9 protein-coding genes and 1 pseudogene are annotated in these 13,520 nt (G+C 57.6%); 9 read left to right on the top strand and 1 reads right to left on the bottom strand.

Going from position 1 to position 13,520, the window contains the following annotated elements:
* Positions 1-6 precede the first annotated feature (6 nt).
* Positions 7-633, top strand: a complete 627-nt coding sequence (locus Abor_RS03330; protein ID WP_048840430.1) for a PadR family transcriptional regulator — start codon at positions 7-9, stop codon at positions 631-633.
* A 15-nt stretch (positions 634-648) separates the two neighbouring features.
* Here the strand turns inward: Abor_RS03330 and Abor_RS03325 are convergent, their stop codons facing one another.
* On the bottom strand, positions 649-2,856 hold the full coding sequence (locus Abor_RS03325; protein ID WP_048840429.1) for a ComEC/Rec2 family competence protein: 2,208 nt from the start codon (positions 2,854-2,856) through the stop codon (positions 649-651).
* 85 nt (positions 2,857-2,941) lie between these two features.
* On the opposite strand from Abor_RS03325, the gene gltX reads away from it, so the two are divergent.
* The 8 genes and pseudogenes from gltX to Abor_RS03285 form a co-directional block, all read left to right on the top strand.
* On the top strand, positions 2,942-4,348 hold the full coding sequence (gltX, locus tag Abor_RS03320) for a glutamate--tRNA ligase (protein ID WP_048840455.1): 1,407 nt from the start codon (positions 2,942-2,944) through the stop codon (positions 4,346-4,348).
* Complete coding sequence (locus Abor_RS03315; protein ID WP_048840428.1) at positions 4,341-5,288, top strand: aspartate carbamoyltransferase catalytic subunit; 948 nt, start codon at positions 4,341-4,343, stop codon at positions 5,286-5,288. The genes gltX and Abor_RS03315 overlap by 8 nt, the downstream gene beginning before the upstream one ends.
* Positions 5,285-6,577, top strand: a complete 1,293-nt coding sequence (locus tag Abor_RS03310; RefSeq protein WP_048840427.1) for a dihydroorotase — start codon at positions 5,285-5,287, stop codon at positions 6,575-6,577. The genes Abor_RS03315 and Abor_RS03310 overlap by 4 nt, the downstream gene beginning before the upstream one ends.
* A complete protein-coding gene (gene plsY, locus Abor_RS03305) occupies positions 6,577-7,218 on the top strand; it encodes a glycerol-3-phosphate 1-O-acyltransferase PlsY (RefSeq protein WP_084594350.1) in 642 nt (213 codons plus the stop codon). Before Abor_RS03310 ends, plsY begins: the two co-directional genes overlap by 1 nt.
* Positions 7,219-7,228: 10 nt before the next feature.
* Positions 7,229-8,467: a DNA-processing protein DprA gene (gene dprA, locus Abor_RS03300; protein WP_048840425.1), complete on the top strand. Its 1,239-nt coding sequence runs from the start codon at positions 7,229-7,231 to the stop codon at positions 8,465-8,467.
* Positions 8,468-8,508: 41 nt separating this feature from the next.
* Positions 8,509-11,217, top strand: coding sequence for a type I DNA topoisomerase (topA, locus tag Abor_RS03295; protein WP_048840424.1), 2,709 nt, complete (start codon positions 8,509-8,511; stop codon positions 11,215-11,217).
* Positions 11,218-11,220: 3 nt separating this feature from the next.
* On the top strand, positions 11,221-13,308 hold the full coding sequence (locus Abor_RS03290; RefSeq protein WP_048840423.1) for an RNB domain-containing ribonuclease: 2,088 nt from the start codon (positions 11,221-11,223) through the stop codon (positions 13,306-13,308).
* Positions 13,298-13,520: pseudogene (locus Abor_RS03285) on the top strand (hypothetical protein); the annotation flags it as partial. The gene Abor_RS03290 and the pseudogene Abor_RS03285, both read left to right, overlap by 11 nt.

Raw genomic sequence — 13,520 nt, 5'->3', positions numbered from 1 at the left:
TAAGACATGTTTAAAGAACACAGAAACACACACCCTTCTCACTTTCCCTTTCATGCCGCTGGCGGCCATAGAGGGCCACGCCATGGCGGCGGCAGAGGGCACGGTTTTGGCCGTGGCTTTGGCCGCGGAGACTTTCCCGCCGGGCGCAAGTTGAGTTCGGAAGAGTTACAACTCGTTCTGCTGGCTTTGCTGGAGCAGCAAGCCTCTCACGGGTATGAACTCATTAAAATGCTGGAAGAAAAATCTGGCGGGTTTTATGCCCCCAGCCCCGGCATGGTTTACCCAGCACTGACCTTTTTAGATGAAGGGGGCCTTGCAACCTCCACACAAGAAGGTAACCGCAAACTCTATAGCCTTACCCCAGAAGGCAAGGCCCACCTCGACACCAACCGAGACCATGCTGAAACCATTCTGGCGTTACTCGCCCGCATTGGTAGCCGCATGAGCGAGGTAAGAGAGGCGTTTGATGGCGTAGACCAACCGGGCGCTCCCGCAAACGATGCGTTTCATGAGGCACGGCACGCGCTCAAAAAAGCGCTTATGCGCAAACGTGGCTGCCCACCGGCAGAGCTTGAGCGTATTACCCAAATTTTGAAACAAGCCGCCGCAGATATCGTGGGCAAGCCAGACTAACGCCCTCCATAAAGCTTATTCAGCCTGAGCAAGCGGCAGGTTGGGCATACCGTGCCCTCCGGGTTTTAGCACCCATGGGCGTGCCCCCTGCCTTTCTCGGCCGGTTACAACCCTAATGCCGCGCCTACCAACAAACACAGCCTCTGCCCCATTACGCCATGCCGTAAAGCGGTCTAGCCTAATGGGCACATTGGGGCAGCTTTGCCGTAGCGGGGCCGTGCTTATAAGCATATCTATGCCTGCGCAGGTTGTTTCTGGCAGGGGGGCCATTCCGTCTGATGTATCATGCAGGCGTAGCAAAATGGCTTTGCCATTTATGTGTGCAAAGCACAGGCCCGGCTCACCATCCTCTCCACACATTATCTGCCCATCTGGGGTTTCCCCGTTTTGTGGCAACGCTCTAGCGGTACGCAGCGCATAAGCCTGTTGCCAAGCATTTTGCACCCACGCACCATCACGCGAGCGGCCGCCTATAAACAGGCTGCTGCCTTGCACAATCCCTACTAGGCCGCCATCGGCACTCACCACTATGTGCGGTGCTGGTGTTACAAACGGTGTAGCCACCCCTAAGGCAAGCGGCAGCATACCGGCTACCCGCCACGGTTGCCGCCACAAACACAGCCAGCACACCCCCAGCAACACACACACCAAACCCCATGCGGGCATGTACGGCACCAGCAGACGGGCCGCAGGCCAGTGCGCCACACTGCGGGCCAACACCACAACCAGCTTAATACCCCATGCCATAGGGTGCAGGGCCACGCTTTCTAGGTGCATAGGCATTAGGGCAAGAGCGCACAGGCCCCACGGCATAATCCAAACCGCCATAAGCGGCACAGCCACTAGGTTGGCGATAATAAAAAAGGGCTGCACTTCACCAAAATGCGCCATAACAAGGGGTAATGTTGCCAACCCCGCCAGCAGGCTCGTTAAGCCTAGGGCTAGAATATACCCCATGCTCCAGCGCCAAACCCGCACAAGCGGGTACCCCCCTGCCTGCGCCCTAAACGCTGCAAGACGAGGCCCCAAAACCTCGTACCCTGCCGCCAAGGCCATAACGGCCACAAAAGACATTTGAAAAGCAATGCTCAGCACATACTCGGGGTGCAGCCCTAACAGCAGCATTGCCGCCAAAGCCAACCCACGTAGCGAAAAAGGCCGCCGCCCGGTAGCCAGCCCCAAAACCACAACGCTGGCCATAACCAAACTCCGCACCACAGGCAGGTGCAGGCCGGTAAGCAGGGCATACCCAACCCCGCCAATAAGTGCTGCACAAGCTGCCACCGTTTTGCAGGGCCAGCGCAAAGCGGCCCACTCCCACCCCGCAAGGCCAAAACGGGTTAGGGCCATAAAGGCCCCCATAACCAGCCCAAGGTGGAGCCCGGCTACAGCCAGTAAATGGGCCAGCCCTGCGGCAGCAAATTCCTGCCGCACAGTTTGGGGCACACGCCCTGCCTGCCCCACAAGTATGGTGGCGGCTATGGCCCCGTTTGTATCTGGCAGTGCGGTAGTAATGCGGGTAGCAAGCCGCTCCCTTAGCCCTTCTAGCCAGCCTGCTGGTGTTAAATGGGGCGTGGTTGCCGCACTAAGCACCTCTATGGGGGCTAAGACACGACCGTAACCAGCGGTACCAGCAAACCAGGCATCGCGCTGTAAATCACGCCCGCCGGGGTAAGCCGGAAACGGCGGCGGCATAAGCAAAGCCTGCACCCATACCCCAATACCGGGGGCCAGTGGCTCTACCTGCTGGGCAGTAGGTAATTTTAAACGCAGTGTGCGTTGTAAGGGTAGCATGCCCGAATCTAGCGGGGTTTCAAAACGGGCTTGGGCCAACGCCAAGGTTGTAACGGCCTGCCCGTTACCCCGGTTTGTGCTAGCGGCAACCGCCTGCACCACGCCTGTTATATCTGTTGTGCGGCGGGGTAGTTCTGGCATGGCGGGCTGCCGGTGTGTGGCACACCACGCCAGCGCAAACCCAGCAGCAACTGCACACAGCCCGCCACCACTTATGCGCCCCCACACATACCCCCACCAACGCCACGCAGCACCAGCAGCGCATAGGCTTAACAACAGGGGTAAGAGCGCCCCACCTATAAAGTCTGGCTCATAGGGCAAGGCAAAATAGCCAGCACTCCCCAACGCCATACCAACAGGCAGCCACAAGACCAGCCGCCGCAGTTCTGCCAGCAGGCAGGCGTGCAAGGCGTTAGCTATGCGCAACACAAAATGGCCCTGTGCGCAATGGCGCGCTGCTTAAGCCGCAAGAGCATATGGCTCCATGCGCAAGCGCGTGGTAAGAGTGCGCCCCATGACGACCATCCGTACACGCTTCGCGCCGAGTCCGACCGGGCTTTTGCATATTGGCAACGCCCGCGCGGCCCTGTTTAATTTTCTCTTTGCCCGGCATCACGGCGGTGAGTTCCTCCTGCGTATTGAGGATACCGACCGTGAGCGTTCAACCCAACAGGCAGTAGACGTTATTTTTGACGGCTTAGCTTGGATGGGTATTGAAGCCGACGAAGAGCCGGTTTTTCAGACCACCCGCCAAGCCCGTCATGCGGAAGTAGCGTTAGAGCTACTTGAAAAAGGTCTGGCATATAAGTGCTACTGCACACCAGAAGAACTCAAGCAAATGCGCGAAGAGGCCATGAAAAATGGCTTACCCCCGCGCTATAATGGCCTATGGCGTGACCGCGACCCCGCAGAAGCCCCAGCGGGTGCCCCTTACGCCATACGTATTAAAGCCCCACGCACTGGGGAAACCACCATTAACGACCTCGTGCAGGGTGAAGTGCGCGTTGCCAATGCAGAGCTGGATGACATGATCATTCTACGCTCCGATGGCACCCCTACCTACCAGCACGCGGTGGTAGTTGATGACCATGATATGGCTATTACCCACGTTATCCGTGGTGATGACCACCTGACCAATACCTTCCGTCAGGCCATGATTTACCGCGCCATGGGGTGGGAGCTACCACGCTTTGGCCACCTGCCGCTCATTCATGGGCCAGATGGTGCTAAACTTTCCAAACGCCACGGCGCACAGTCTGTTGTTGAATTTCGTGAGCAAGGCTACCTGCCAGAAGCCCTGTGCAACTACCTGTTGCGCCTAGGGTGGGGCCATGGGGATGCCGAAATTCTGTCTCGCGCAGAACAAATCCAACTCTTTGATATTGATGGTGTTGGCCGTTCCCCCTCCCGCATGGACTACGCCAAGCTGCTGCACATCAACGCAGTATGGCTACGCCAAGCCGATGATGAACGCCTGACCAACGATGTCATGAAACGCCTTAAAGCCTTTGAGGGCGTAAGCGTTAACGACACAGTCCGTGCCCGTGTGCTGGCCCTTATGCCCGGCCTTAAAGAACGTGCCCGCACACTGGTTGAACTCGCTGAAAGTGCTGCCTTCCTTGGCCGCCATGTCCCGTTAGAGTTTAACGCCAAAGCTGAGAAAATTCTCACCCCAGAAGCCCGCACCATTCTTGATGGTTTGGCGCGTGAACTGGCCGCAGTGGCAGAGTTTACCCCAGAAAACATTGATGCCGCCCTGCGCCGCTTTGCCGAGCGTGAAGGCCATAAATTGGGCCAAGTTGCCCAACCGGTACGCGCTGCTGTTTCAGGCTCCAACACGTCCCCCGGTATCGACGCCACGTTGTTTGCCCTTGGCAAAGATGAAACACTGGCCAGAATAGGAGCCGTGCTCAATGGCTAGCTTTTCCGGCCGGCACACCCAGCATCTGCTTGGCCTGCAAGGCATGACGCCAGACCAGATCGAGCCGTTGCTTGATCTGGCCGAAAGCTATGCTCTGCTCAACCGCTCCCGCAAAGTTTCGCGGGACGTACTGCGGGGCCGCACGCTCATTAACCTGTTTTTTGAAGACAGCACCCGCACCCGCACCTCGTTTGAGCTTGCGGGCAAGCGTTTGGGGGCAGACGTTATTAACATGTCTGTCGCCCAGTCTTCGGTAAACAAGGGTGAAACACTGCTTGATACCGCAGCTACCCTTAACGCCATGCAGGCAGACCTGCTGGTGGTGCGGCACTCTCAATCTGGCGCACCAGCCCTGCTGGCCCGCAAGGTTGAAGCCTGCGTTGTTAATGCAGGCGACGGCACGCACGAGCACCCTACCCAAGCGCTCTTAGACGCCCTGACCATACGCCGCCATTGCGGCCACCTTGCAGGCTTAACCGTTGCCATCTGTGGCGATGTTGTGCATTCCCGCGTGGCACGCTCAGACATTCACCTGCTTACCACCATGGGCAGCCGTGTGCGTGTTGTAGGGCCGCCAACGCTTGTTCCAGCCTCCCTCCGCCAATTGGGTGTAGAAGTCTTTCATACCATGGAAGAAGGGCTGAAAGGGGTAGACGTGGTCATGATGCTGCGCCTGCAACGTGAGCGTATGTCTGCGGGCCTTATACCCAGTGCGCGCGAATATTTTCGCTTTTACGGGCTGGACAACCGCCGCTTGGCCCTTGCCAACCCTAATGCACTGGTTATGCACCCCGGCCCCATGAACCGTGGTGTAGAAATTGACAGCCAAGTGGCTGATTCTGACCAAAGCGTTATTCAGGAACAGGTAGAAATGGGTGTTGCCGTGCGCATGGCCGTGCTGGATAGGCTGACACGCAACAGGAGCAGGCACACCACATGAGTACCCTCCTTTTTGAAAATGTGCGCCTAATAGACCCCGCAGCCGAGCTAGACCAACCCGGCCGCTTATTGGTGCGCAATGGTGTTATTGAGGCCACAGACAAAGCGGGCGCTGAAGGCAAGCCTGAAGACGCACAGGTTATAGACGGGCACGGCGCAGTACTCTGCCCCGGCCTTGTTGATATGCGCGTTGAAATTGGTGAACCCGGCCACGAATACCGTGAAACCATAGCCTCTGCCGCTCGTGCGGCCTCGGCTGGTGGTATTACCACCATTGCCATTCTACCCACCTGCGAACCCGCCATAGACAACCCCGCTCTGGTGCGCCTGCTGCGCAGCCGTGGGGAGGAAACCGGGGCCATTACCATTTTGCCCTACGGTGCCCTTACCAAAGGCTGCAAAGGGCAGGAACTGGCCGAAATTGGCTTGCTTAACGAGGCCGGAGCCGTTGCCTTTACCGATGGTGCCCGCGCCATAGACCCCGCCCGCCTTATGCGCCAAGCCCTGACATATGCCAGCGGCTTTAACGTTATGGTGGTACAGCACCCAGAAGAACCCTCTCTGGCTGGCTCGGGCTGCGCAACAGCGGGTGAACTGGCAACCCGTATGGGCCTGCCCAGTATCCCGACCGTTGCAGAATCTATCATGATTGCACGTGATATTAGGTTGGCAGAACTCACCGGTGGGCGGCTGCATTTTGGCCATGTCTCAACGGCTGAAGGGCTGGAATTGATCCGCCAAGCCAAAGCGCGTGGGCTTAACGTAACCTGCGATACGGCCCCACACTATTTTGACCTGAACGAAAACGCTATCGGAGACTTCCGTACTTACGCCAAGTTCTCCCCGCCCTTGCGGGCAGAGGCAGACCGTAAAGCCGTCTGTGCCGCCTTGGCCGATGGCACTATTGACGCCATCGCCTCTGACCACCTCCCGCGTGATGCTGATGACAAACGCCTGCCGTTTGCACAGGCAGCCACCGGCGGTACCGGTATGGTAACACTGCTTGGGGTTACACTAGCCCGCGTGCATGATGGCACACTTACCCTGCCACAAGCCTTGGCCCTGCTTACGCATAAGCCAGCAGGCTTGCTTAAGTCTGATGCCGGAACACTGGCCAAAGGCGCCACCGCAGACCTGTGCCTGTTTGCCCCAGAGCAAAGCTGGCTGGTTGAAGCCGGCAAACTGCCGGGCCGCGCCCAAAACACCCCCTTCGACCGCCGCGCCCTAGAAGGCAAAGTGTTGGGCACATGGAAAGCGGGCAACCGCGTGTTTGAGGCCACCCCAGCATGATGCAGGACATGCCAAGCTATGCCCTGTGGCTTATGGCCGCCATGGCCTTTATGGGCTACGCGCTGGGTAACGTGCCTTTTGGGCTTATTCTCACCAACCTAGCGGGCGCGGGAGACCTGCGCAAAATTGGCTCTGGCAATATTGGGGCCACCAATGTGCTACGTACAGGCCGCAAAGACCTTGCGGCTGCCACGTTAGCGCTTGATGCCGCCAAGGGTTTTCTGGCCGTGCTTATTGCATGGGTTATGACCCCCCCAGACTTTGCAGCCAATATTACCGCCGTTACAGCGCTGGCTGTTGTGGTTGGCCACTGCTTTCCTATTTTTTTGGGGTTTAAGGGTGGCAAAGGGGTGGCAACCGGGCTTGGGGCAATGCTCGCGCTTTCCCCCATTACTGGCTTGCTGGGCTGTGCAGCGTGGCTTGGTGTTGCCAAGCTCACCCGTATTTCATCCGCCGGAGCCTTAGCCGCCTTTGTTGTTATGCCTGTCGTTATGCTGGGCCTGTATGGGTTTAGTTTTCATACCTCGCCCAAACCCATGGCAGCACTCCTTATTGGCTTATTGGTGTTAGCCCGCCACCACGCCAATATTACCCGCCTGCTTAACGGCACAGAGCCTAGGGTAGCCCGCAAGCCTAAATGACCCTGTAGCCATGCATACCCTCATTACCTGCCTGCGCTTGGCCCGTACAGACTCCATAGGGCCAACCCGCTGGCGGCAATTAATGGCACGCTACCATACCCCCCAAGCCGCACTAGACGCTCTGCCTAGCCTACGGCCTAAAGGCCGCCCCGCGGTTACCCCACCCCCAGTGGCAGATATTGAGCAAGAAATAGACGCCACCTACCGGCTGGGTGGGCAGTTTGTAACCTTGCTAGATGACACCTACCCCCTTTTGCTCCGCAACTGCCCAGACGCCCCGCCGGTATTATCTGTTTTGGGCCAAGTAAGCTGCCTGCATCAGGCTGGGGTCAGTGTTGTGGGGGCCCGTAATGCCTCTGCCCACGGCATACGCTTTGCCGGAGCGCTGGCCACAGAGTTAGTCGAGTCCGGCCTAAGCGTTATTTCGGGCCTAGCGCGCGGCATAGACCGGGCCGCTCATATGGGGGCACTGCACCGCCAAGGGCTTACCATAGCCGCTATTGCCGGTGGCCTAGACCGCCCCTACCCGCCCGAAAACGCCACATTACAAGCCGAAATTGCTGAACGCGGCGTGGTGGTAACAGAAGCGCCTTTGGGCACCATTCCCACCAACCGGCATTTTCCACGCCGTAACCGCCTTATTGCAGGCTTAGGGCTGGGCTGTGTTGTGGTAGAGGCCGCGCCCCATTCTGGCACGCTCATTACCGCCCGTTTAGCCGCAGAATACGGGCGCGAGGTATTTGCCGTACCCGGCACGCCACTAGAACCACGCTACAGGGGCAGTAACAACCTGCTACGCACGGGTGCTATTTTAACAGAAAGCGTTGCAGATATTCTGCCCCACCTGCCACCAATGCCCAAAAGCGACTCTTTTTCTCTAAAAACACCCACACCACAAAAAAAAGACGGGCAGCCCCAGTTATGGGCAGAACCACCCCCATCTGCCGCCCCTACCCCTACCACACCAAAACCCACGGCAAGCCTTGCAAAAACGGTGCATACGCCCCCTTTTACACCGGGTACCAAGCCCCCACCACCAGCCTCCCATGCCGCCCCGCAGCAACCCGAAAAATTACACGAAAATTTACTTGATCTGCTTTCCTTTACACCCATACCGGTTGACGAGTTGGTTAGGCACTGTCAGTTCTCAGCTTCCGCCGTCTTGACTGTGTTAACGGAGTTGGAGCTTGCCGGGCGTGTCAGCCTTCTACCCGGAGGGCGCGTCATTCTCACAACTCCTGACCAGTAAGATGGGTGATTAAGTGCTGCTTCCGGCAGGTCGGAGAGAGTATGACTAACGTTGTGGTGGTCGAGTCGCCAGCAAAAGCGAAAACGATCAACAAATATCTGGGCAATGATTACACCGTTCTGGCCTCGTTCGGCCATGTGCGCGATCTACCGCCCAAAGATGGTTCCGTGCGCCCAGATGAAGGCTTTGCCATGTCGTGGCAGGCTGATGAACGTGGCACCAAACAGGTGGCTGCTATCATCAAGGCACTTAAAGGGGCCAAAACGCTCTATCTGGCCACCGACCCCGACCGCGAGGGCGAAGCGATTTCTTGGCATGTGCGCTCCATGCTGGAAGAGAAAAAGGCGCTTAAAGGCATAGAGGTGCAGCGCGTCACCTTTAACGAAATTACCAAAAGCGCCATTAAAACCGCCATGGCGCACCCGCGCGAGCTGGATTTTCCGCTGATTGAGGCGTATCTGGCCCGCCGCGCGCTTGACTATCTGGTGGGCTTTACCCTCTCCCCCGTTTTGTGGCGCAAGTTGCCCGGCTCGCGCAGTGCCGGGCGTGTGCAATCTGTCGCCCTGCGCCTTATTTGTGAGCGCGAAGCCGAGATTGAGGTTTTCCAACCGCGTGAATATTGGTCTGTTACCGCAGCCCTTGCCACCCCGGCTGGCGCGCCCTTTACCGCACGCCTAACCCACTTAAACGGCAAAAAGCTCGACCAGTTTGACCTCAACACTGCCGAACTGGCTGAAGCGGCCCGCAAAGCCGTAGAGAGCGAAACCCTTGCCGTGCGCTCGGTTGAGCGGCGCAAGGTACGGCGTAACCCACAGCCCCCTTTCACCACCTCTACCTTGCAACAAGAAGCCTCTCGTAAACTGGGCATGGGGGCGCAAGTGACTATGCGCACCGCCCAGCAGCTTTACGAAGGCATTGATCTGGGTGGCGAAACGGTTGGTCTTATTACCTATATGCGAACCGATGGCGTACAGATGGCACAAGAAGCCATTGGGGCCATTCGCTCTCATATTGGCAAACAGATTGGGCCAGACTATGTGCCAGCCCAGCCACGCCATTATTCTTCCAAAGCCAAAAACGCGCAGGAAGCACACGAGGCTATTCGCCCTACCGATGTGTTCCGCACGCCGTCATCTGTTGCCAGCCACCTGACACAAGACCAACGCCGCCTGTACGAACTGGTCTGGAAACGTGCGGTTGCCAGCCAAATGGAATCTGCCGCACTAGATCAAGTCGCGGTTGATATTGCTGGCCCTTCTGGCCAGACCGTGCTGCGTGCCAATGGCTCCATTATTACTTTTGACGGCTTTTTACGCCTTTATACCGAAGGCCGAGACGACAGCGACAAAGCAGCAGATGACGAGTCCCGCATGCTGCCGCCCATGCAAGAGCGCGACCCCATCAAGCGTGAAAAGGTAGAGACCGAACAGCACTTTACCCAGCCACCGCCGCGCTATTCTGAAGCCTCTTTGGTTAAAAAAATGGAAGAAATCGGCATTGGCCGCCCTTCCACTTATGCATCCATCCTTACCGTGCTGCGTGACCGTAACTATGTCATGCTTGAAAACCGCCGCTTTGTGCCAGAAGCCCGTGGCCGGTTGGTGACAGCCTTTTTGGTCTCATTCTTTGAACGCTACGTAGACACAACCTTTACCGCCAGCCTTGAAGCCCTGCTTGATGATATTTCAGATGGTCGGGCAGAGTGGAAAGAGGTTCTCGCCTCTTTCTGGCACGACTTCTCCAAAGCCGTGGCAGACACCAAAGACCTGACCATTACCAATGTGCTTGATGCGCTAGACAAAGACCTCGGGCCTTTCTTCTTCCCGCCTCGGCCAGATGGCTCAGACCCGCGCCACTGCACGGCCTGTGGTACAGGCCGCCTTGGTTTAAAACTCGGCCGCTATGGCGCATTTATTGGGTGCTCCAACTACCCCGAATGCCAGTTTACCCGCCGCCTTTCTGCTGAAAGCGCAGAAGACGGAGAAGGTGGCGAAAGCCTAAAAGACGGCATGCGCGTACTGGGCCAACACCCAGACACGGGTGAGGATATTACAGTGCGCCACGGCCCTTGGGGGCTCTATGTGCAGCAAGGCGAGCCAGACCCTGAAGATAAAAAAGCCAAACCCAAGCGTGCCTCTCTGCCCAAAGGGTTAGACGGAGACAAAATTACGCTTGAGCAGGCGGTGGGCCTTCTCTCTCTGCCACGGCTTATTGGCCCCCACCCAGAAACGGGCGAACCCATTACCGCAGGCCTTGGCCGCTTTGGGCCTTATGTAAAAATGGGTGCGGTTTATGGCTCGCTCGATAAAGATGATGACGTTCTAACCATTGGCCTAAACCGCGCGGTAGATGCACTGGCTAAAAAGCTGGCCTCTATCCGTACAGTGGGTAACCACCCCAAAGACGGTGAGCCCGTTATGGTGCGCAAAGGCCGCTTTGGCCCCTATGTGCAACATGGCCAAATTGTCGCCACCCTACCCCGTGGCACAGATATGGACGTGGTCACGCTCGATGAAGCCCTGACCCTGCTGGCCGAAAAAGGTAAGCCCCTAAAAGCCAAAGGGGCGGCGGCTAAAAAGAAAGCGGCCCCTAAAAAAGCGGCTACCAAAAAAACCACCAAAGCAGCCACAGCGGCAGAAGGGGAAGAGGCCCCCGTAAAGGCGAAAAAAACTGCCAAAGCCAAAACCTCTGAGAGTGCGGCTGTTAAAAAAACCCGTGCCACCACAGCACGGAAGAAAAAGGCAGAATAACACGTGCGTAAGGGCAAGGCTGCTGCGGCCCTGCCCGGGCACGAGGTTATTTATCGTATACTAGAAGAGGGAAACGCCCCCATGGGGCTTGCGGATATTCTCCGCGCCCTCGGGCTGCCCCTCCACCTTAAAACCGCCTTACGGGCCAGCCTGCATGACATGGCGTTAGCAGGGGTTTTAGCACGCCTGCCCGCCGGGCGGCTTAAGGCCATTACGGGCCTGCCAGAAATAGCACGTGCCACCGTAACGCGCCTACGGGCAGATGGCGCCGCTTATGCCCACCTAACAACGGCACCAGATATCAACCTACTCTTAGTAGCAGGCCTACCAGACGGCACCATTTTGCTGCCTGGCGATGATGTGCTGGTGCGTATCCGCCCTTATATCGCGCCCCACCTCCGGCGGGAGGGGCGGCCTATTCGGTTGCTAACACAAGGCAGCAGGCAACTACCTGTTTGTATTACGGCACTTACAGCGCAGCCTGATGGAGCCTGTATTGCAACCCTGCAACCCTGCGATAGCCGTATAGACCTGCCCCTACAGGCCCGCTTGCCCAGCCACATACCCCAAAACCCAGTATGGTGTGTTGGGTGCGTGGCCTTGGCAGAACTTACCCCTGCCACACGAGATACATCTGCCACAGTGCAACTGGTTAGCAACCTTGGCAGCCCCACTGCGCCGGGTATGGCTGTCACGCTCAGTATTTTAACGCATGCTTTGCCCAGCATTTTTTCAAAAGAAGCAGAGCAACAAGCCCAACAGGCAGCAACCAAGCCGCTTGAGGCAGAGCTTGCCCACAGGCGCGACCTGCGAGCGCTCCCTCTCATTACGATTGATGACGAAACAGCAGAAGACTTTGATGACGCCATCTGGGCCGAACGCACAGACACGGGCTTTCACCTTATTGTCGCTATTGCAGATGTCGCAAGCTATGTGCCAGCAGGCTCAACGCTGGATCGGGAGGCCCGGCTACGGGGCAACTCCGTTTACCTACCGGGGCATTGCCTCCCCATGCTGCCCGCCAGCCTTTCTGCCGGGGCGTGCTCTCTTAAAGAGCATCAAGACCGTCTATGCGTTTATGTTGAGTTCAACGTAAGCCACACAGGCACGCTTGTGGCTGGCACACTTGGCCGCGGTATTATGCGTAGCGCGGCCCGCCTTACCTATAAACAGGTGCAACACCACCTAGACCAAAGCCCAGCCCCACCTAGCGCCGCACTGCCAGCAACACTCCCGCCAGACTTGCTGCCTAGCTTGGCAGCCACAGCCGCAGCCCTACAGAGTGCTGCCATAGCACGGGGTGAAACGCAGCAAGAAGAGTACGGCCCAGAGCCCCACACCATTACGTTTGATGCCGCAGGCACCCCCATTGCCTTTACCCCACGCCCCTTATTGGCAGCGCACAACCTTGTGGCCCGGTCCATGATTGCCGCCAATTCTTTTGCAGCGCAAACACTCCAGCAAAAGGGGGCACCGGGCCTATTTCGTATTCACCCAGAAGCCGGTAGCAAGCACACCAACCGCCCTTCAAACGCGCGCTATGCACTCAAGCCTGCACGGCACCAAGGGCTTGCGTTAGATACTTACACACACTTTACCAGCCCCATTCGCCGCTATGCTGATCTGGTAACACACCGTGCCCTTCTCGCCACATTTTCTCAAACAATGCAGAACCCCAAGGCCGCCGCCCCGTTAAGTATATCTGGCCCCGAGGGATGTGAAACGTTGCACGCACTGACGGAACACCTGCATTTTACCGAACGCCGCGCAGCGTCTGCCGCACAAATGTGCCAGAACCGCTTTGCAGCCCTTTACCTTAGCCCAGCCTGCGGCACGGTGTTACAGGCGTATGTTGCCAGAACAACACGGCTCGGCCTTAGCCTGACATTGACGAATACGGGAACTCCGTCTTTCCTTTTCCGCAACGCCTTTGCGGATGATTCAGGAATGTATGACGACTCGCACCCAACACGCACCCCGGTCCCTTTTGGAGCGTCGCTTCAAAAGGGTGATGTGCTGTCTGTGGTGCTAAAAGCAACAGACCCCGCGCGCGGTACTCTTACTTTGGCTGTGCCCCCTCATGCGCACTAATACCGTCCTGCGTTTTGTGCCGCCGCTTAAACATGTGCTGCCGTGCATTCTCATCATCACGCTTATTGTGTGCCAACCTGTGCCACTAAAAGCACAGAGTGCGAGTGCCCCCCCCAAACCTGAGCCACACCCAGCCATACAACCAGAAAGCAGCCCAGCCCCCCTGCCCACTGGCACTGGCACTGGCACTGGCACTGGCACTGGCACTGGCA

This window comes from Acetobacter orientalis, from assembly GCF_000963965.1.
In the GTDB taxonomy this organism is placed as follows: domain Bacteria; phylum Pseudomonadota; class Alphaproteobacteria; order Acetobacterales; family Acetobacteraceae; genus Acetobacter; species Acetobacter orientalis.
This window is presented reverse-complemented; position numbering and strand designations above follow the sequence as displayed.

Excerpts from the sequence above, each read along its gene's own strand:
- Abor_RS03330 (WP_048840430.1), top strand. The coding sequence starts at position 7 with ATGTTTAAAGAACACAGAAACACACACCCTTCTCACTTTCCCTTTCAT.
- gltX (WP_048840455.1), top strand. The coding sequence starts at position 2,942 with ATGACGACCATCCGTACACGCTTCGCGCCGAGTCCGACCGGGCTTTTG.
- Abor_RS03315 (WP_048840428.1), top strand. The coding sequence starts at position 4,341 with ATGGCTAGCTTTTCCGGCCGGCACACCCAGCATCTGCTTGGCCTGCAA.
- Abor_RS03310 (WP_048840427.1), top strand. The coding sequence starts at position 5,285 with ATGAGTACCCTCCTTTTTGAAAATGTGCGCCTAATAGACCCCGCAGCC.
- plsY (WP_084594350.1), top strand. The coding sequence starts at position 6,577 with ATGCAGGACATGCCAAGCTATGCCCTGTGGCTTATGGCCGCCATGGCC.
- dprA (WP_048840425.1), top strand. The coding sequence starts at position 7,229 with ATGCATACCCTCATTACCTGCCTGCGCTTGGCCCGTACAGACTCCATA.
- topA (WP_048840424.1), top strand. The coding sequence starts at position 8,509 with ATGACTAACGTTGTGGTGGTCGAGTCGCCAGCAAAAGCGAAAACGATC.